Below are 20,893 nucleotides of genomic sequence, written 5' to 3'. Positions count from 1 at the left end.
ATAGCCTGATGGGCCAGGCGCTAAAAATAACAACCAGAGAAAGGTGTACACGTGCAGAAGTATTTTATTGAAGCGCGACAGCTATTAGCACTCGCTATTCCAGTCATCCTCGCTCAGATCGCTCAAACCTCAATGGGATTCGTTGATACCGTGATGGCTGGTGGTTACAGCGCAACTGATATGGCGGCGGTAGCCATTGGCACGTCTATCTGGATGCCCGCTATTCTGTTCGCTCATGGTTTACTACTGGCACTGACGCCTGTTATTGCTCAGCTCAACGGTTCCGGGCGACGTGATAAAATTGCGCATCAGGTGCATCAGGGGTTCTGGCTGGCGGGATTTGCCTCACTGCTGGTGATGGTGGTGCTGTGGAATGCCCATTTTATTATCAAATTACAACATGGTGTCGAACCTGCTCTTGCCGATAAAACGATCGGCTATCTTCGTGCGCTATTATGGGGGGCGCCGGGCTATCTGTTCTTTCAAACTGCCCGTAATCAGTGTGAGGGACTTGCCAACACGAAGCCCGGAATGATCACCGGATTTATCGGTCTGCTGGTTAATATTCCTGTTAATTATATTTTTATCTATGGCCATTTTGGTATGCCGAAACTGGGTGGGGTTGGTTGCGGGGTGGCAACGGCATCCGTTTACTGGGTGATGTTCTTTTGTCTGTTTTTCTGGATGCGTCGTGCCCGCTCTATGCGTGATATCCGCAGTCATGAAAAATTCAGCAAACCCGATTTTAGTGTCCTGAAACGACTGGTTCAGTTAGGGCTACCTATTGCACTGGCGCTTTTTTTCGAAATTACGCTCTTCGCGGTGGTTGCGCTACTGGTTTCGCCTCTGGGAATTGTTGATGTCGCCGGTCACCAGATAGCACTAAACTTCAGCTCACTGATGTTTGTATTACCACTGTCCCTGGCGGCGGCAGTCACTATTCGTGTCGGATTCTGTCTTGGACAAAGGTCGACACAGGGGGCGCAGGTTGCTGCCATAACCGGGCTGGCCGTCGGTATTGGCATGGCGATAATTTCGGCTGTTTTCACTATTTTACTGCGCAAACAAATCGCCCTGTTATATAACGACACACCGGAAGTTATTACTCTGGCTTCTCATCTGATGTTACTGGCGGCGCTATATCAGATTTCCGATTCTATACAGGTGATTGGCAGTGGGATCTTACGGGGATATAAAGATACCCGTTCGATCTTTTTTATTACTCTTATCTCCTATTGGGCAGTCGGATTACCGGTCGGATATCTGCTCGCCCTGACCGATGTCATTGTTCCGCGTATGGGACCTGCTGGCTTCTGGTGTGGTTTTATTGTTGGCTTAACCATTGCGGCCATCCTGATGATGCTACGCATGCGTTTTCTGCAGCGCCAGCCTGCGGCTATTATTTTGCAGCGTGCAGCACACTAACTACCCTGTCACAATATCGCCTCATGATCGCGGAGAGTGCGATCATGAGGCTGATAACATGATTGATTAATATCAGATTGACAGCACTCAAAATAGCGCGTTTGTCAGGCACGATGCGATTTTGGCCTGTCGCAGCAGACCTTGTATCAGAAGAACACACAACAGTGACTGCCAGGGCGATAAAATAACAGCAATATGCATAAAACTTCTTCACTTGTGCGTATTCTGCCACAAAAGTCGGTTTTAACTCTTGCCACAACCTTTCCGGCTCGCTAATATGCGTCCCCGTTGTCACTACAATATTGCGTTCATAGCTCAGTTGGTTAGAGCACCACCTTGACATGGTGGGGGTCGTTGGTTCGAGTCCAATTGAACGCACCATTGTGCGTCCGTAGCTCAGTTGGTTAGAGCACCACCTTGACATGGTGGGGGTCGGTGGTTCGAGTCCACTCGGACGCACCATTTTTCACCACACAATACTTCACGCTCACAACAGGGATAATTTATTCATTCCCGACAGTATCCGGTTCGCTTCCCGCTGAATATTCTTTATTAGCATAAAGTCACATATCGCCTGCGAGCCTGCCTTTGCAAAGAAAAAGCACCTCAGGCCGACATCCTTGTCTGGTGCGATAAACAATTACTGCGAAGCTGATTTTGTCATTATCTTCTGCATAGTGACGATCAAGGCCGTACGTGCCTGCTCTTTCATTGCTTCACGTCTGAGAAACTGACTACGATGCTTGCTTTTGACCTCTTCAATATTTTTCTTTCTCTCCTGCGGCGGTAGTTTATACCAACCGTTACGATACTTTTCACCGCCGACTTCCAGCCACAATCCCGCATAACTGGTTTTTACCTTTTCACTTTTAATATGATGATCTGAATCTATCGCATAAATTTCATTGATATCAGCATACTGTAAAAAAGCATATAGCAGAGAGAGCAACAGATTCTTTGGCCTGGCCCCCTGTAACTCTTTTGTTAATACTTTAATATCATCATTAGTGATATCCTTTCCTCTTTGTAGACCACCGATATAGGCATGATGATCTTCTGTACAGGAAAAGCAGATACTATAAACACGTTTCTTATCGTGGCGCATCAGCAGCATCAGTTCGCCTTCCTGTTGAAAAGGTGAAGCCAGCAATCTGATCTCAATATCTGTCCCATTTTTCAAAGGGATATCTGCTATGTTCACGCCATATTGTTTCATATTGAACAACTGCTGTAATACCGGCGCAGAAAACCTTTTTTCCAGAAACTGCAAAGCACCATAAGCAATATCTAACTTTGTTTTTTTTGATATTGTCTTATTCAGATAGGGTATAAAGGGTTTATCCTGAAACCGATCCAGTCCTTCGGTAGCCGCAGTGAGTCTGGCACACAGATAGCTTTCACAAAGCATCTGATATTCTTTATATTTTTTTCCTTTCAGAGGAATTTCACGACATTTACGTAATACCTTTTTATAGGCAGATTTAGCCTGAATAATATATTTATTATTTTTTCGCCAGGCTTTGAAGGTTTTTATCGCTGTTTGCGTCATGGTTCAGGATCATAGCAGTCAATTATGACTCATATGATATCATAAGCGCTTACATGTTCCCGATAAAATCATGTTTTTAAAAAAATCATTCTATATCAATTTATTATCTTACCTTATCCCAGCAAAGCGTCTGTTATGCTGGCATACGGCAGTGACTGATGACGCAATCGCCTTACCGGCCATTGAGTGGGCTTTTTTCCTTATCGCAAAACCGGTTTCAGCCGGGCTATTTCGCGGGTTATATCGATTAACCGGGAACCGGTTATGTGCTTTATTTTTTCTCAGAATGAAATAATTTTTATTCATAAAATGAGAGTAAAAATTGTTTACTGAGTGACTGTATTGCTCATGATTTTTCCAGAAACCGTCTCTTTTCATGCGTTATTTAAACAAATATAACCTAGTGATATCATTTAATTAACATAATTATCTGCAACAGCAATGTCTGGTGGTTAAGGATTGCTTGATGAATCGATATGTATTTTAATATATTTCGATAATATTCAGTATTCGAGAACTCCCATGCCAGATTTAAGCCGTTTTTTCTCCATATCCAGGGTTATCATCCTCTGTCTAAGCCTGTTTACCGGCCATGCGCTGGCCAGCCGTACTGTTGTCGATCAAATTGGTCGTGAAGTCACACTTCCTGACACGGTGACACGGGTGGTCGTGCTACAACATCAGACGCTAAATCTCCTGGTGCAGCTTAACGCGGCGGATCATATTGTCGGCGTGCTGAATAGCTGGAAAAAGCAGCTCGGGCCCGATTTTGTCCGTTTTATGCCAGAAATAGAACAACTGCCCACCCCTGGTGATTTAACCCAGGTCAATATTGAAAGCCTGCTGGGATTGCGCCCCCAGGTGGTATTTGTCGCGAATTACGCACCACAGGCAATGATCGAACAGATTAACAACGCCGGGATCCCGGTCGTAGCTATCTCACTACGCCAGGATGCCGCTAATGAAAAAACCAAAATAAATCCGCTCATGGCCGATGAAGAGCAGGCTTACAATGAGGGACTCAAACAGGGGATCCGGCTGATTGGCGACGTCGTTAATCGTAAGGATGAAGCCGAAAATCTTATCCGCTACACTTTTCAGGCACGACAGTTAGCCAACGCGCCTGTGGCAGATATCCCCGAGGATCAGCGCGTGCGCGTCTATATGGCTAACCCCGATCTTAATACTTACGGTTCAGGCAAATATACTGGCCTGATGATGAAACATGCAGGTGCGCTGAATGTGGCTGCTGCCTCAATCAAAGGGGCAGCTCAGGTCTCGATCGAGCAGATCTTACAGTGGAACCCTCAGGTTATTTTTGTCCAGCATCGCTATCCACAGGTCATCAGTCAGATTAAAAACGATCCTCAGTGGCAGCACATTGATGCGGTAAAAAACCATCGTATCTGGCTGATGCCGGAGTATGCCAAAGCCTGGGGCTACCCCATGCCAGAAGCGCTCGCGATCGGCGAATTGTGGATGGCGAAAAAGCTCTACCCTGCCCGCTATCATGACGTGGATGTCGATGCCAAAGTACAGGATTATTATCAACGTTTTTATCGCATAAAGTGGTCAACCGATGCCCGGTAATCACCACCCACTTCTGATGCAAAGTGGACTGGCGCTGTTGACATTATTTATCGCCACAACCTCGCTCTGTATTGGCCAGTATCACCTGAGTCTGAGTGAGGTTTTCTTTCAGCTTAAGTCTTATGCGGCGATTGATAGCATCGCGGGCCAGGTGATCTGGTCGGTGCGTCTGCCACGGGTGATCATGGCGCTGTTAGCCGGCGGCGCATTAGGATTGTGTGGCGCGACCTTACAAGGTGTTTTTCACAATCCGCTGGTCGACCCTCATATTATTGGCGTGACCTCGGGATCAGCATTTGGTGGCACCCTGGCTATCCTGCTGGGGCTAAGTATGCCATTAATGATGACGATAATTTTTGGTTTTGGTCTGCTGGCACTGATACTGGTCTGGCTAATCGCCACACTTCAGGGGCGCGAGAGCCGTCTGATATTAATTCTCTCCGGCATTATTCTGAGTGGTTTTTTCTCCGCGCTGGTCAGCCTGATACAGTATCTGGCCGACAATGAAGAAACGCTGCCCAATATCGTTTTCTGGCTACTGGGCAGTTTCGCGACCGCGAACTGGTACAAAGTCTCGGTGATGGCACCACCGGTTATTATTGCTGCTGGCGTTTTATTTAAACTGCGCTGGCGTATTAATCTGCTAGCCCTCGAGGATAAAGATGCGCGTAGCCTCGGCGTCCCCGTCAATGGATTACGCCGTGGTGTCCTGATCTGTTGTGCGGTACTGGTCGCAGCTCAAGTGGCAGTCAGTGGCAGTATCGCGTGGACCGGACTGGTTATCCCTCATCTGGCCAGACTGCTGACAGGTTCTGATCACCGACATCTGCTACCAACCGCTTTCTGGCTAGGGGGCGGGTTTATGATCATCGCAGATAATCTCGCTCGCTCACTGACACAAGCAGAAATCCCTGTCGGGATCATAACTGCACTATTTGGTACTCCACTGTTTGCCGGATTACTCATTTATACTCGTCGCAGGAGTCGCATCTGATGGCACCATCACTTCGCGTGGAAAAACTCCTTTTCGGTTATCGCCAGCCACTCTTTACCGCACTCAGTCTGCAGTGCCAGCCGGGAGAAATCTGGGCGATAATCGGGGCTAATGGCAAAGGGAAAAGCACTTTGTTCCATACGTTAACCGGGATACAGCCGCCATTAGGCGGTGAGTTTTATCAGCAGGGCGGCATCGCTATTGTGCCACAGACCTTTCGTCCGACTTTTGACTGGCGGGTACAGGATGTCGTATTAATGGGGCGCGCTCGCCATATTGGTCTGTTTGCGCAACCGGACAAGACCGATGAGCAACACGCTCTGGACGCGCTCTCTCAGCTGGGGATTGCCCATCTTGCCGCTCAGCGATTTGCTTCGCTTTCTGGTGGTCAGCAACAGTTAGCGTTGATCGCCCGTGCCCTGGTGGGAGAAAACCAGAACATCCTGCTGGACGAACCCTGTTCGGCGCTGGATCTGGCTAATCAGCAAGTTGCTATGCAGCTCATCAGCGATCTGGCCTGTTGTCAGTCTCGTACCGTGCTGTTTAGTACCCATGATCCCAGCCATGCACTACAGGTTGCCAGTCATACGTTGTTGCTGTTACCTGATGGGGAATGGCTGGCAGGGCACTCTGCGCAGGTACTCAGCGAAGCAAATTTATACCGCGCTTATGGGTTACCGGTATACAAAATTTATCCTCCCGGCTCCTCGCTGCCGCTGCTGGCCCCCCAGTTCACGATCCGTCGCTGACAGACAAAAAACCTGCCTGCTGCAGATAGTGCTGACCAATAGAGCCGAGGATAAAACGACATAATTGCTGTGCTTCGTGACTCTTTTCAACCATCGTTAGCTGGTAATCTGCCTGAATATTCCAGGGAGATGGGATAACAAGGGTACGTAGATCGTCAGCGGCCAGCATCTGACGGGCATAGTGCGCGTAGCCAATAAATAGATCGGCGAGATCGGCACGTATCAGCCATGCTCCGGCAGTTTCTCCCGGCGGTATCCGGAGGGAGTATCGGCCACCAACCCGTTGCTGCGCACGTGCGATCATGGCTTTCCCCTGGCCAGGAAAAGCGGCTTCAATTCGGGCAAACAGTTGCCAGCTATAGTCGCCCGCCGGGTCACAACCGGGAGTCGATGTTGCCAGACGCCATTGCGGATTATTAAGGAGTGTCAGCCAGTCAGCCTGATCAGTGGTGACATGGCGGCGTACAGTCAGCATCAATTGATTGCGGGCAAACGAGTGGCACACTCCCGCCAGCCCCGCCTGTTGTAATGCCTGCGGATGCTGACTATTGGCGGAGGCAAAAACAGAACAGCGCATTCCGGCTTCGATTTGCTCACGCAATAGCCCTGCCGGGCCAAAATGCGCCTCGACCAGAATACCGGTTTGCTGCGAGAAATGCGCCAGTAGCGGTGTGAAAGCGCCTTTCAGGCTCCCCGCTGCCAGCAAAACAACTGCTGCGGTCATAAGAATGCTTATTCCCTATCAAATATCAGACACCCAGGTGAGTCAGAGGGTGAGAAATCGCTTTCATCCTCGCTGTTTTAGTCTGCTCAGAGGGCACGATTTTATCATTATTCAGCCAGCTATTTTTTATCTTATCCGCTCATATTTGCGACTAAATTTATCGGCTGGCGAAAAAATGTCTTACACACTACTCTTTAACTTGTTTTTACAAGTTAATGCATTTTCCTTTTCCGCCCCAGCATCGTATAATGCGTAAAAAATATTTCTTGAATGGTTTCAGCACATTGGTGTGGACAACAAACAACGACATAACAGACAGACGCTTTTCGTGGGCTGAGCAACCGGCATATTTTCTTCTGCGCTTACTATTGCTATCACCTGATCCGGGTATATGGCATAACAATCTTAATAATATCGATTTGATTCTGCGGTGCTGCATCTGCGGATCGGAATTTCCCTGTTTTTCACAACTTAAAGACGAAAATTTTCATGAAAAAGACCAAAATTGTTTGTACTATCGGTCCGAAAACCGAATCTGAAGAGATGCTTTCCAGGATGCTGGATGCGGGCATGAATGTCATGCGTCTGAACTTCTCTCATGGTGATTATGCTGAACACGGTCAGCGCATTCAAAATCTGCGTAACGTGGTAAGCAAAACGGGTAAAAACGCCGCTATTTTACTCGATACTAAGGGACCAGAAATTCGTACCATCAAACTGGAAGGGGGTAATGACGTCTCCCTGAAAGCCGGACAAACTTTTACCTTCACAACCGACAAATCAGTCATCGGTAACAACGAAATTGTCGCCGTAACCTATGAAGGATTCCCACAGGACCTCACCCCGGGTAATACTGTTCTGGTCGACGACGGCCTGATCGGCATGGAAGTTATCTCTATTGAGGGGAATAAGGTTATTTGTCGCGTTTTAAACAATGGCGAACTCGGCGAAAACAAAGGTGTTAACCTGCCAGGTGTCTCCATTGCGCTCCCTGCCCTGGCTGAGAAAGACAAGCAGGACCTGATTTTCGGCTGCAAACAAAATGTCGATTTTGTTGCGGCTTCTTTTATCCGCAAACGTTCTGATGTAGAAGAGATCCGCGAATTTCTGAAAACCCACGGTGGCGAACATATCCAGATCATTTCCAAGATAGAAAATCAGGAAGGATTAAACAATTTCGATGAGATCCTTGAAGCATCTGACGGCATTATGGTTGCCCGTGGTGATATGGGGGTTGAAATACCGGTTGAGGAAGTTATCTTCGCCCAGAAGATGATCATCGATAAATGTGTCTGTGCGCGTAAAGTCGTGATTACCGCAACACAAATGCTGGATTCGATGATTAAAAACCCACGTCCTACCCGTGCGGAAGCCGGTGACGTCGCGAATGCGATCCTCGATGGCACGGATGCAGTCATGCTGTCTGGCGAATCGGCAAAAGGTAAATACCCACTCGAAGCCGTGACGATTATGGCAACGATCTGTGAGCGTACTGATCGGGTGATGACCAGTCGGCTGAACTATGCGAACGATAACCGGAAGATGCGTATTACGGAAGCGGTGTGCCTCGGTGCGGTAGAAACGGCGGAGAAGCTGGAAGCGCCATTAATTATTGTGGCCACTCAGGGCGGAAAATCTGCACGCGCAGTACGTAAATATTTCCCCGAATCCATCATTCTGGCATTGACCAGCAACGCGACCACCGCCCGTCAGTTAGAACTCAGTAAAGGTGTGGTGCCACAACTGATAGAGCCATTATCATCCACTGATGATTTTTACGTTCTGGGTAAGAAAGTGGCATTGCAAAGTGGTTTAGCACATGCAGGCGATACCGTTGTTATGGTATCAGGTGCGCTGGTTCCGAGTGGAACAACGAATACAACATCAGTGCACGTGCTGTAATAATTTATCAGCTAATTTTATTTTCAGGCGTCTTATAAGACGCCTTTTCATAGCTGACATTAATAAAAATGCAAATCGGAATTTACTATTTAATAATAGATTATTTAAGATTAATCCGATGAAAGCTAACTGTTTTCACACAAGTTTTTTACCTGCATAAAAAATTCGCTGGTTCTTTGAGCGAACAAGCAAAATTAAGCAAATCAGAATAAAAAAATATTCTCATCCCAAAAAAGTTTGTGTAATACTTGTAACGCTACATGGAGATTAACTCAATCTAGAGGGTATTTATAATGAATCGTACTAAACTGGTACTGGGCGCAGTAATTCTGGGTTCTACTCTGCTGGCTGGTTGCTCCAGCAATGCAAAAATCGATCAGCTGTCTTCTGACGTTCAGACTCTGAACACCAAAGTTGATCAAATGAGCAACGACGTAAGCGCACTCCGCTCTGACGTTCAGGCTGCTAAAGATGACGCAGCTCGCGCTAATCAGCGTCTGGACAACCAGGCTACTAAATATCGTAAGTAATAGTGCCTGGGTAATGAAAATGGCGCGCCGATGTGCGCCATTTTTTTTATCTCATTGATCATCGGACAACTGGTTTTATCCCGTCGTTAGTGTGCTTTTGGTACTGAAACCGTTACCGGATAACCTGCACGCCTGGCAAGCGCTTTTTTCAGTTGTTCACTATCTGTCGCCTTATCTGCGGCAAATTGATCGAATGTTCCCGGAAGTTTGTAGGAGAGCGTACGGGTATCACTGATTTCATCCTGCGATAAAGGCCGATGTACCTCTACATAGTGTCTGCCATCAGGTTCAATCGCAAATTTTACTGGCTGATTAATCACTCGCACCGGGGTTCCGATGCTCACCTGGTCAAATAACGCCTGAATATCAGCACTGTTCATCCGCATACAGCCGGAGCTGGCTCTCAGTCCAACACTGTCCGGCGCGTTAGTACCATGGATCAGGTACTCACCATTTCCATACGCCAGGCGTAACGCATATTGTCCTAATGGATTATTGGCTCCAGCAGGTATTATGGCGGGCAGTATTATCCCCTGCGCTCGTGAACGCTCACGGATACCGGTCGATGGCGTCCAGGCAGGATGACGAATTTTCTGCCCGATATAGGTTGTCATTTCGGGTGTTTCCAGCCCTGACTGACCGATCCCTAAGGGATATACCTGAACCTGATTTTTTGCTGGTGGAAAATAATACAACCGAAGTTCAGCCAGGTTAACGACTATACCTTCACGCGGACTATCAGGTAATAACATCTGAGCCGGAATGAATACCGATGTGCCCGGCTTTGGCTGTCGCGGTGCCAGATTATCATTCGCTTCCAGAATCAGCATCGCCGCTGTATCAAAACGACGCGCGATCGCCTGCAGGTTACGGTCATTTTCCTGCACGACCCAGAATTGATTCTGGCCAATGAGCCTGCTATTTTCCGAAGGTAGCGGGTAATTCACCGCCTGTGCACCATTAGGGACGAAAAAAGACATCAGTAAGATCGTCGTGATGAGAGATATGCATTTCATACAAACTTTCCTTCTTTTACTCATAAAGATGCCCGACTCTGCGGTCAGGTCAACAAGTGTAGTACACCTCCTTTTTTCTGCGCCCGGGTGCAGCCAGCCTGAACACGGACAACCTCAGAGCATTTTAATCGCGGGAGAAGAGTGATGGCGTTGCGAGGATACATGAAGTATCTCCGGCAACACAGACCACAATGCTGCCGGAGTTTAAAAACACAACCAATAAAATAACAAGCTGAAAAATAACACGTGTAACGTTTAATACTTAATTTTTCTGTAGATAAACAGGACAACTAATGCACCGATAACGGCAACGATCAGGCTACCAAAATTAAAACCATTGACTTTACCAAAACCAAAGAACGTACTAATCCAGCCACCAACAACGGCCCCGACAATACCCAGAAGGATCGTCACAATGCAGCCACTCATATCTTCACCTTCACCAGGCGAGATCCACTTCGCCAGAATGCCAGCAATAAAACCAAAAATAATCCAGGAAATAATACCCATCGTTCAATCCACCTTTTCATTATTCGCAATAATATCCATAAGATATATTGCGCCAGTAAAATATTTTCTGTCCTGCAATCTGAGTATAGTTGCTATTATTCATGACTGCCGTCATGTGGGGTGTAGATTGGCATGATCGGTCGATATGGCGATGTGATCGATAAAGGGATGACAGCGATGATTCAGCGCTTCTCCCACCCGGCGTGATTGGCGCAGCCAACCCGGACAGCGCGCAGAAACCTCAGCGTACAGAGGAGGATCTCGCGCACTGTCCTGCGCTACAATTAGCCTGATGGGTCAGGCAGTTATGTCACTATTTCCAGCAACGCCTGTAACGGATGACGAACAATGCAATGATCAATCCGTTTAACCTGACTGCGGCAGGAGTATCCGGTGGTCAGACACCGATGTCGCGGTAAACGCTGGAGTGCCTGTTGCCAGGAGAGAGAATAAATATTCAGCGAATGGCGATGATTTTTGACTTCATGACCGTAAGTTCCTGCCATGCCACAGCACCCTACCCTGACATTTTCCAGTCTGGCACCAAAGTGGGCAAATATCCCGGCCCACTGGCTTGATGCAACGGGCAGTGCCGTGGCTTCAGTACAATGCCCCAGCAGATACCACGTCTCACCAGGGTTATTCTGCGCAGGAATCTCTGGCAATATCCGGGATAACCATTCATGTACCAGCATAACCTCGAAATTGCCGCGTTTATCACCCAGGATTTGATGATATTCATCACGATAACACAGCACCAGCGCCGGATCGACACCCACCATCGGTATTCCCAGCTGTGCCACACGGTTGAGAAATTCGGCTGTTTTTTGTGCTGTTCGCGCAAAGCGTGATAAGAAACCTTTGATATGCTGCGCCTTACCATTAGGCGAGAAAGGCAGCAGCACCGGCTGATAGCCTATCCGGGTAATCAGCGAAATAAAATCAGCGACCACCTGGGCATCGTAATAACTGGTAAATGGATCCTGTACCACCAGCACTATTTTCGCTTTCTGTGCCGCATTCAGTGTTTTTAGCTGCTCAACAGAGATATGTGCTGACGGATGGTCTGCCAGTTGTTGCTTTAATGAAGGCGAGGAGAGGAGCGGCAGATCGACCATACCAATAGACTTTTCTGACAGCTTACGTATCCACGACTGGTGAATAAAAAAATTGCTGATTTTCGGGGCATAAGCCATCAATGGCGCATATGACTCCACCGATGCCACGACATAGTCACGCAGTGGTCGCCAATAGCGGCTGTGATAAAGCTGTAGAAAGCGTGAACGGAACTCTGGCACATCAATTTTAACCGGGCACTGTGTCGAACAGGCTTTACAAGCCAGACAGCCAGACATAGCCTCTTTGACCTCATGGGAAAAATCATACTCTCCCCGCCAGGCATGCCAGCTATGACGCATGCGCGCTATCAGTGTCTGTAGAGGACGCGGACTTGCGACGAGCTCTTGCTCGAGATGATTCAGATCGACGCCACTATCAGCCAGTAAACGTAACCATTCACGTACCAGCGCTGCACGCCCTTTCGGTGAGTGGATCCGGTGTCCACTCACTTTCATTGATGGGCACATCGGGCTTTGTCGATCAAAATTAAAACACAGGCCATTACCATTGCAGGTCATCGCACCACGCCAGGCGCTTCGTATGGCAATCGGGATCTGGCGATCCCAGGTACCCCGTTTCACGGCATCCACTTTCATCAGCGGAGCATCAACCCCTTCTGGCGGGCAAATCTTACCCGGATTAAGACGGTTGTGCGGATCAAATGCCGCTTTGATTTTACGCAACTCCTGATAAAGCACCTCGCCAAAAAAGGCCGGACTATACTGTGCGCGATAGCCCTTACCATGTTCGCCCCATAATACGCCGCCATAACGCATCGTCAGCGCGACCACCTGATCAGAGATCTGCTGCATCAACGCCTCTTGTTGAGGATCACACATATCCAGCGCCGGGCGGACATGCAAGACCCCTGCATCAACGTGACCAAACATGCCATAACTCAGGCCGTGCTGATCGAGCAAGGCGCGAAATTCTGCAATATAATCAGCCAGATGTTCCGGTGGAACACAAGTATCCTCGACAAAAGGGATCGGTTTTGCCAGACCTTTGGCGTTCCCCAAAAGCCCGACGGCCTTTTTACGCATCGCATAGATCCGCTCAATGCCCTCAGGGTCACGACAGATCTGCCAGCCAATCACCTCCGCTTCATTCGCTGTAATCAGCGCATCCAGACGCTGACATAACTCCGCTACCTGGGACTCAATCAGCGCACTATCATCACCCGCAAATTCGACAATGTTCAATCCCAGCATGGTTTTATCCGGGACATCGGTAATCAATTCACTGACCGAATGCCAGACAATATCCTCACGCGCCAGATTAAGCACTTTTGAATCGACAGTTTCCACTGACAACGCTCTAGCCTCGACCAGAAACGGCGCATTACGTAACGCGGAATCAAATGAATTGTATTTGATATTAACCAGCTGACGCACCTTTGGTAAGCGGGTGATATCGAGACGAGCCCCGGTAATAAAGGCCAGCGTCCCTTCTGAGCCGGTTAAAATGCGCGTCAGATCGAACTGGCTCATATCATCATTAAAGACATGGCGCAAATCATAACCGCTCAGAAAGCGATTAAGTCTGGGGAATTTATCGGTAATCAGCTGACGTTGCGTCTTACAGCGCTGATATACCGTGCGATAGATTTGCCCGATAACCGATGGTTGCTGACCCTGTTTTTCGGCCAGTGCCACTGGCATGGCATGAGTATCAAGAATATCGCCGCTCAGTAAGACGGCACGCACTCCCAGAACATGATCCGATGTTTTGCCATACACCAGTGACCCTTGCCCACAGGCATCGGTATTGATCATTCCTCCCAGCGTCGCACGGTTACTGGTTGACAATTCAGGAGCAAAAAAGTAGCCATAAGGTTTCAGATATTGATTGAGCTGATCTTTAATCACCCCCGCTTCCACCCGTACCCATCCCTCTTGCGGATTGATTTCCAGTATTCGATTCATATAGCGGGACATATCAACAATGATCCCCCCATTGAGCGACTGCCCATTGGTGCCTGTTCCACCACCACGCGGAGTAAAGATCAGCGAGCGAAAGCGCTCTTGTGCGGCAATACGGGTCAGCAGCACAATATCGTCGGTCGACCGGGGAAATAAAATGGCCTCCGGCAATAATTGATAAATACTGTTATCGGTTGCCATCGTGAGCCTGTCGGCATAACTGATCGACGTATCCCCGGTAAACCCTTGTTGTTTCAGTGCCTGTAAAAAACTTAATACCTGCGGTGTAACGCCTGGTGCCTGAGCTATTTTTGGGATCATCATGCCTGACCCTGCCTGATTATGTTGTATAATATTGATAAATAAGCTGTTATCGATATATCATTTACTGCATTGTAAAATCATATATAAAATCAATTTATTAATCGCCGGGCAAGAAGTATGGGATTTTTATATCGCTGTCAGTTATCTCATTATTTTTTGCCCATCTTCGTTGTGCAAACAGGGCTGTGTACAGGGTATACCATATTTCTTTTATCTCTACCCCTGCTTTAGCGCCTGGAGGGCCAGGCGCTAAAGCAGGGGCAATAAATTACTGATATTATTATTGGCTCAGGATCGTTACACTACATTGTCATTTTACCACGAAGGAAAGGTAAATTTTCGCTATGACTTATACGCGCCAGTTCTGGAATATACCGCAGATATTACTGTCACTTCTGCTTTTATCCTTGATGATTATCTCTTGCCTATGGATTATTCAGCCCTTTATTCTGTCATTTGCCTGGGCTGGTGCTGTGGTTATCGTCACCTGGCCCGTTCTGCTTCGCCTGCAACGTCTTCTGTTTGGTAAACGATCCCTCGCGGTTATCATGATGACGCTGTTGTTGTTTTTATTATTTATCATTCCCATTGCATTACTGGTCAATAGTGCCGTGGACAATGGCATACCGCTGATAAAATCGATCACCAGCGGTCACTTTATCCCACCGGATCTCGCCTGGTTGAAGAGTATCCCGCTGTTTGGCGATAATCTCTATAGCGCCTGGCATAATTTGCTGGATTTAGGCGGAGCGACCATTATCACTAAAGTGCGTCCCTATCTCGGCACCACCACCACCTGGTTCATCAATCAGGCCGCCCATATTGGTAAATTGCTGGTGTCCTGCGGCCTGATGTTAATATTTAGTGCTCTTCTGTACTGGCAAGGCGAAAAAGTGGCCTATGGCATTCGTTATTTCGCGACACGTCTGGCGGCAAAACGCGGTGATGCTGCGGTGATCCTTGCGGGTCAGGCAATCAGAGCGGTCGCACTCGGTGTGGTGATCACTGCCTTCGCACAGGCGGTATTAGGAGGTATCGGTCTGGCGATAAGTGGTGTCCCTTATGCCACTTTGCTGACGGCGTTGATGATTTTCACCTGTCTGCTGCAACTGGGGCCTTTACTGGTATTAGTGCCCTCGATTTTCTGGCTCTACTGGAGTGGCGATACGACCTGGGGTACGGTACTGCTGGTATGGAGTGGTGTGGTGGCCATGATGGATAGCGTTATCCGCCCGGTTCTGATCCGCATGGGCGCTGATCTGCCAATAATCCTTATCCTCTCCGGTGTTATCGGTGGGCTGATTGCTTTTGGCATGATCGGCCTGTTTATTGGCCCGGTACTGCTTGCTGTCTCCTGGCGTTTATTCGACGCATGGGTGCGTGAAGTGCCACCGCCCCCGCTGGATACCCGTGAACTGCTGGCGGAACTGAACAGTTCTGATGATCAGTAACACCGATAGCCAAAAATAAACGCACACACCCAGGCAGGCTTACTTTATTCTTCGAGCCTGCCAGAATTTTTTATGCCAGTAGGCATTATCCAGTGATGAGCGGGTGACACCCTGACGGGTTGATGCATGGATAAACTGGCCTTCAGTATAATAAATCCCGACATGCAAGCCACTTTCACCAGAGCCGGTTTTGAAAAATACCAGATCACCCGGCAATAACTCACTTTTCTCAACTCTGATGCCCACTTCCGCCAGTCGGCGTGCGTCGCGTGGTAATGGCAGGGAAAATTTATCATGAAAAGTGACGACCACGAACCCGGAACAGTCCACACCGCGTAATGACATACCGCCATAACGATAGGGCACTCCCCGCCAGACCCGAAGTTGTTCATTCAGGTTAGTTATCACGATAATGGGATCAGCCAGCCGGGGATCAGGTGAGCGATCCCGGTGATGGCCACAAGCTGAAAGGAAAAGCGCTACCAGCAATACAAACCCCAACCGCATTTCAGAAACTCCTGTTATTTATCACTCACTGGAAGTGGTCGCTGTCCTTAATGGCGCTTTGTCCTGTTGTAATGCCACCAGCATAAGATGCCCGGCAACCTCAATACGCTGAAAAGGGATCCCATAGGCCAGGGTTAAATTTTCGCGGGTCATCACCACAGATGTCTGACCACAAGCGACGGTTTTTCCACGACAGATCAGCCAGCATTCATCGGCATGTTGTAACGTATGATTAAGATCGTGGCTACTCATCACCACCGTGATCCCGGCAGCACACAATTCACTCAATAGCGGGTCAAGCGCTGCCTGTTGCGCGACATCAAGGCTATTCATTGGCTCATCCAGTAACAGAAGTTGTCCTGCCGGGTTAGCCTGAGGATGTATCTGTAAAATGACGGCCGCCAGCCGCACCCGCTGCCATTCACCACCAGAGATACGGTTAACCTGATGATGGAGCTTATGACTGAGCCCCAGTTTTTTTGTGATGTTGAGAAGCAGCTCCTCTGAGCCATTTTGCCAGTGTAAGGAGAGATAATGCCAGACCGGCATGGCGAAAGGGGGAACTTGTTGCTGGCAAAGATAGGCGCGATGTCGTGCCAAATCCGGCACTGGCCATTGTTCCAGCAAGCGATCATTAAACAGAATACGCCCGGCACCGCGAGTCAGTCCCGCCATTCGCATCAGCAATGTGCTCTTTCCTGCCCCATTGGGGCCGACCAGATGGATCATCTTGCCCGTTTGTAGCTGCGCACAAAATGGTGCCAGCCGATCTTTTTCTGCAACATCATTTAACTGCATTAACAATGACATATTACTGGCGTTCCCTTCATCATCAATCACCGTATTATGCATGCGCTGATTTTAATAATAACCAGATAAAAACCGGTGCTCCCAGTGTGGCGGTGACGACCCCGATGGGTAACTCTGCCGCTGATAGTGTCAGACGCGCAATAATATCTGCCATTAATAATCCACTGGCTCCGGTTAACATACAGGCGGGAAGAAGAACCCGATGATCACTTAAGCCACATAAGCGCAAGATGTGTGGTACCACCAGGCCGATAAAACCAATGGCTCCCGCCAGCGCCACGCTGACCCCAATCAACCAGCCGGTTGCTATCACCAGCACTCTTTGCCATAGCCACAAAGGTAAGCCTAACTGTCGGGCAGATACTTCGCCCAGCACCAGAAGATTCAGTGGCTGTGATTGCAGCGATCCCCAAATAAGTACCGGGATTAACGCGAGCATCAGCCATAATTGTTGCCAGTCAACACCGCCAAATCCCCCCATCATCCAGTACATAAGCTGACGCAAATCAAATGATGTTGAGAAGTAGATAGCCCAGGTCATCAGCGCACTACAGATAATTCCCAGCGCTACCCCGGCCAGTAACAAACGACTGGTTGACAGATGCTGGCGAGCAAAACGGAGTAAAATAAAGGTGATGATCAAGGCACCTGCAATCGCACTCAATCCCATTGCCCAATCGGGCAAGTGACCGTTACCCAATAATACAGCGGCAATGACACCGACCCCCGCACCGTTAGATACCCCCAACAGTCCCGGTTCTGCCAGTGGATTTTCAAACAGTGCCTGCATAATCGCTCCTGAAAGCGCGAGTGCTGCCCCGACCAGTAATACAGCAATCGTGCGTGGCAGACGAATTTGCCAGATAAAGAGTTGTCCTTTCATTCCCCCCCACTGTTGTGGCGCAATCCATTGTTCTCCCGCACAGAGGCTAACGGTGGTCATCATTAATAGTAATAGCAATAATGCTACCAGCCAGCGTCGGCTATAGCGTTGTTGAGTTTTAGCAAAAATTAACATGATTTCTACGATAAGAAAAAGGCCGAATACACGGCCTTTTTTATTTAGTTCAGATCATTTCTCTCTGGGAGTAGCATTTTCGACACGGCTTTTTAGCTTCTGACCGGGCCTGAAGGTCACCACACGCCTGGCAGTAATAGGGATATCTTCCCCTGTTTTCGGGTTACGACCCGGGCGTTGATTTTTATCACGCAAATCGAAGTTACCAAACCCAGAAAGTTTTACCTGTTCTCCATTTTCCAGGGCCAGACGGATCTCTTCGAAAAACAACTCCACCAGTTCTTTGACATCCCGCTTGCTAAGTCCAAGCTTATCAAACAGATATTCTGACATTTCAGCTTTTGTAAGCGCCATAGGCTTAATCCCTCAATGATGCCTGGAATCGTTCTTTTAATGCCGCCACACATTTAGCAACAGTAGCGGCAATCTCCTCTTCCTCGAGTGTACGGTTGACATCCTGCAGAATGAGACTGATCGCAAGGCTCTTCGTGCCGTGGGCAATCCCATTGCCGCGGTACACATCGAATAAGTTTACGTCAACTATATGATCTACGCCAATTTTCTTACATTCATTTAAAATATCCGTAGCAGGCACATTTTCTGCGACAACAACCGCTATATCACGACGGTTAGCAGGAAAACGAGAAATCTCGCGCGCTTCGGGTACTATGCGGTCTGCAAGCTTATCCCATTCCAGTTCGAACGCTAACGTGCGTCCGTTCAGACTGAGTTGACGCTCCAGTTCCGGGTGAATAACGCCAATAAAGCCAATACGCTCATTTTGCAGATAAATTGCGGCTGATTGTCCTGGATGCAGCGCGTTGTTGGCCTCTGCACGAAATTCTATATCAGACAATTTACCCGTTAAATCAAGTATCGACTCCAGATCACCTTTTAAATCATAGAAGTCAACTGTCTCTTTTGCCAGGTTCCAGTGCTCTTCATAACGATTACCGCAAATCACGCCCCCCAGCATCATATCCTGGCGAATTCCTAACGGTGCCTGACTATCCGGCACAAAACGCAGACCACTTTCAAAAACACGCACACGATTTTGCTGACGATTCTGATTATAAATGACAGTCCCCAGTAATCCGGTCAACAAAGACAGGCGCATTGTTGACATCTCACTGCTGATAGGATTTGGCAAAACAAGCGCTTGTTCACCACAATGAAGAAGCTGCTGTATTTTCGGATCAACAAAGCTATAGGTGATCACTTCCTGGTAGCCTTTGTCAACGAGCATCGTTTTCACCCGCCGCAGTGACAAACGGGCTTCACGATGGCTGCCCATTACCAGATTGGCCTGGACAGGAACATCGGGAATATTGTTATAACCATATATACGGGCAACTTCCTCGATAAGATCTTCTTCGATCGCGATATCGAAACGCCAGCCCGGTGTGACCACCTGCCACTGGCTGTGACCTGCGGTTACCTCACAACCCAACCGACTCAGAATATCACTGACCTGAGCATCATCAATATGATGGCCAAGCACCCGATCCAGTTTATGACGACGCAGGGTTATCGTTGCCGCTGTTGGCAGCGTCGCCTGATGGCTGACATCAATAATCGGCCCTGCCACACCACCACAGATATCAATCAGTAAACGGGTGGCACGTTCCATCGCCAGATACTGCAAATGTGGATCAACGCCGCGTTCATAACGATGGGACGCGTCAGTGTGTAAACTATGACGGCGGGCACGTCCGGTGATCGCCAGAGGGCTGAAGAAGGCAGACTCCAGCAAGACATTCTGTGTCTGATGATTAACACCAGAGTACTCACCACCAAAAATTCCCGCCATTGCCAGTGCTTTTTGATGATCAGCGATCACCAGTGTATCGCTATCCAGTTTAGCTTCTGAACCATCGAGTAACGTCAGCGTTTCATCCTGTTGTGCCATCCGTACTACGATCCCGCCATCAATCCGATCATAGTCGAAAGCGTGCATTGGTTGCCCAAGTTCAAGCAGCACATAGTTTGTCACGTCAACAACGGCATCGATGGAGCGAATACCACAACGCCGTAGTTTTTCTTTCATCCACAATGGGGTCGCTACATTAACGTTAATACCTTTAACTATCCGGCCAAGATATCGGGGACAGGCATCGGGGGCTTCAACCACCACTGGCAACGTATCGCTAACGGTTGCAACAACGGGAACGATATCAGGTTGATTCAGTGTTGCTTTATTCAGTACGGCGACATCACGGGCAACACCCATAATACTTAAGCAATCAGTCCGGTTTGGCGTCACGCTAATTTCGATAGTCCGATCATCTAACTGTAAGTATTCACGAATATCAGTACCTATCGGTGCGTCTACTGGCAACTCAATAATGCCATTATGATCATCGGAAATAGCCAGCTCAGAGTATGAACACAACATGCCTTCAGAGGGTTCACCGCGCAATTTCGCCGCTTTAATTTTAAAATCACCCGGCAGAATTGCACCGATGGTTGCGACAGCCACTTTCAGACCCTGTCGGCAATTCGGCGCGCCGCAGACAATATTTAATAAACGCTCGCCACCGGTATTCACTTTCGTGACGCGCAATTTGTCAGCATTTGGATGCGGGCCACATTCGACCACTTCACCAACCACCACACCATTGAAACTACCGGCAACGGGCTCAACACTGTCAACCTCAAGCCCGGCCATGGTTATCTGATTAGCCAGTTCCTCACTACTGATCGCTGGGTTGACCCATTCGCGTAACCACAGTTCACTGAATTTCATTATTCTG

General features: G+C 48.4%; 16 protein-coding genes, 2 tRNA genes and 1 pseudogene. 9 read left to right on the top strand and 10 right to left on the bottom strand.

The window, feature by feature from the left end; genetic code table 11:
* Positions 1-51: 51 nt before the first annotated feature.
* From mdtK to PT300_09595, 3 genes are all read left to right on the top strand, one after another.
* A complete protein-coding gene (gene mdtK, locus PT300_09605) occupies positions 52-1,425 on the top strand; it encodes an MdtK family multidrug efflux MATE transporter (protein ID MDF7680816.1) in 1,374 nt (457 codons plus the stop codon).
* A gap of 304 nt (positions 1,426-1,729) precedes the next feature.
* Positions 1,730-1,806: transfer RNA gene (locus PT300_09600), tRNA-Val, on the top strand.
* A gap of 4 nt (positions 1,807-1,810) precedes the next feature.
* A tRNA-Val gene (locus tag PT300_09595) sits at positions 1,811-1,887 on the top strand.
* A gap of 178 nt (positions 1,888-2,065) precedes the next feature.
* Here PT300_09595 and PT300_09590 read toward each other — a convergent pair.
* Entirely contained in the window at positions 2,066-2,974 is a 909-nt protein-coding gene (locus tag PT300_09590; GenBank protein ID MDF7680815.1) for a DUF535 family protein, read from the bottom strand.
* A gap of 522 nt (positions 2,975-3,496) precedes the next feature.
* On the opposite strand from PT300_09590, the gene PT300_09585 reads away from it, so the two are divergent.
* Genes PT300_09585 through PT300_09575 form a run of 3 tightly spaced genes read left to right on the top strand, consistent with a single transcriptional unit; the run spans position 3,497 to position 6,307 of the window.
* The gene (locus PT300_09585; GenBank protein MDF7680814.1) at positions 3,497-4,564 is read left to right on the top strand and encodes an ABC transporter substrate-binding protein; all 1,068 of its coding nucleotides are present in this window, start codon (positions 3,497-3,499) and stop codon (positions 4,562-4,564) included.
* Complete coding sequence (locus PT300_09580) at positions 4,554-5,558, top strand: iron ABC transporter permease (GenBank protein ID MDF7680813.1); 1,005 nt, start codon at positions 4,554-4,556, stop codon at positions 5,556-5,558. Before PT300_09585 ends, PT300_09580 begins: the two co-directional genes overlap by 11 nt.
* Positions 5,558-6,307: an ABC transporter ATP-binding protein gene (locus PT300_09575; protein ID MDF7680812.1), complete on the top strand. Its 750-nt coding sequence runs from the start codon at positions 5,558-5,560 to the stop codon at positions 6,305-6,307. Before PT300_09580 ends, PT300_09575 begins: the two co-directional genes overlap by 1 nt.
* Here the strand turns inward: PT300_09575 and PT300_09570 are convergent.
* Complete coding sequence (locus tag PT300_09570; GenBank protein MDF7680811.1) at positions 6,291-7,031, bottom strand: substrate-binding domain-containing protein; 741 nt, start codon at positions 7,029-7,031, stop codon at positions 6,291-6,293. The genes PT300_09575 and PT300_09570 overlap by 17 nt on opposite strands.
* Before the next feature lie 489 nt (positions 7,032-7,520).
* Here PT300_09570 and pykF point away from each other — a divergent pair, with 489 nt between their 5' ends.
* Positions 7,521-8,933 carry a pyruvate kinase PykF gene (pykF, locus tag PT300_09565; GenBank protein ID MDF7680810.1) on the top strand — a complete coding sequence of 471 codons (1,413 nt, stop codon included), beginning with the start codon at positions 7,521-7,523 and terminating at the stop codon, positions 8,931-8,933.
* Between the two features lie 293 nt (positions 8,934-9,226).
* Positions 9,227-9,463, top strand: coding sequence for a major outer membrane lipoprotein (locus PT300_09560; protein MDF7680809.1), 237 nt, complete (start codon positions 9,227-9,229; stop codon positions 9,461-9,463).
* Between the two features lie 104 nt (positions 9,464-9,567).
* Here the strand turns inward: PT300_09560 and PT300_09555 are convergent.
* From PT300_09555 to PT300_09545, 3 genes and pseudogenes are all read right to left on the bottom strand, one after another.
* Positions 9,568-10,479, bottom strand: a pseudogene (locus tag PT300_09555) (L,D-transpeptidase family protein).
* Positions 10,480-10,734: 255 nt separating this feature from the next.
* Positions 10,735-10,989, bottom strand: coding sequence for a GlsB/YeaQ/YmgE family stress response membrane protein (locus tag PT300_09550; protein ID MDF7680808.1), 255 nt, complete (start codon positions 10,987-10,989; stop codon positions 10,735-10,737).
* Positions 10,990-11,294: 305 nt separating this feature from the next.
* Positions 11,295-14,351 (bottom strand): FAD-binding and (Fe-S)-binding domain-containing protein, encoded by a 3,057-nt coding sequence (locus tag PT300_09545; protein ID MDF7680807.1) that lies wholly within the window; start codon positions 14,349-14,351, stop codon positions 11,295-11,297.
* 347 nt (positions 14,352-14,698) lie between these two features.
* Here PT300_09545 and ydiK point away from each other — a divergent pair, with 347 nt between their 5' ends.
* Complete coding sequence (gene ydiK / locus PT300_09540; protein ID MDF7680806.1) at positions 14,699-15,805, top strand: AI-2E family transporter YdiK; 1,107 nt, start codon at positions 14,699-14,701, stop codon at positions 15,803-15,805.
* 39 nt (positions 15,806-15,844) lie between these two features.
* On the opposite strand, the gene PT300_09535 is transcribed toward ydiK, so the two are convergent.
* The 5 genes from PT300_09535 to pheT are packed head-to-tail and all read right to left on the bottom strand — an operon-like array spanning position 15,845 to position 20,886.
* On the bottom strand, positions 15,845-16,312 hold the full coding sequence (locus PT300_09535; GenBank protein ID MDF7680805.1) for an NlpC/P60 family protein: 468 nt from the start codon (positions 16,310-16,312) through the stop codon (positions 15,845-15,847).
* A 21-nt stretch (positions 16,313-16,333) separates the two neighbouring features.
* Positions 16,334-17,122: a vitamin B12 ABC transporter ATP-binding protein BtuD gene (gene btuD, locus PT300_09530; protein MDF7680804.1), complete on the bottom strand. Its 789-nt coding sequence runs from the start codon at positions 17,120-17,122 to the stop codon at positions 16,334-16,336.
* Positions 17,123-17,156: 34 nt separating this feature from the next.
* On the bottom strand, positions 17,157-18,140 hold the full coding sequence (btuC, locus tag PT300_09525; GenBank protein MDF7680803.1) for a vitamin B12 ABC transporter permease BtuC: 984 nt from the start codon (positions 18,138-18,140) through the stop codon (positions 17,157-17,159).
* A 54-nt stretch (positions 18,141-18,194) separates the two neighbouring features.
* Positions 18,195-18,494: an integration host factor subunit alpha gene (gene ihfA / locus PT300_09520; GenBank protein MDF7680802.1), complete on the bottom strand. Its 300-nt coding sequence runs from the start codon at positions 18,492-18,494 to the stop codon at positions 18,195-18,197.
* A 4-nt stretch (positions 18,495-18,498) separates the two neighbouring features.
* Positions 18,499-20,886, bottom strand: coding sequence for a phenylalanine--tRNA ligase subunit beta (pheT, locus tag PT300_09515; protein ID MDF7680801.1), 2,388 nt, complete (start codon positions 20,884-20,886; stop codon positions 18,499-18,501).
* Positions 20,887-20,893 lie beyond the last annotated feature (7 nt).

The sequence above is a fragment of the Enterobacteriaceae bacterium ESL0689 genome (assembly GCA_029433525.1).
Taxonomy (GTDB): Bacteria; Pseudomonadota; Gammaproteobacteria; order Enterobacterales; family Enterobacteriaceae; genus JAQTIF01.
This window is presented reverse-complemented; position numbering and strand designations above follow the sequence as displayed.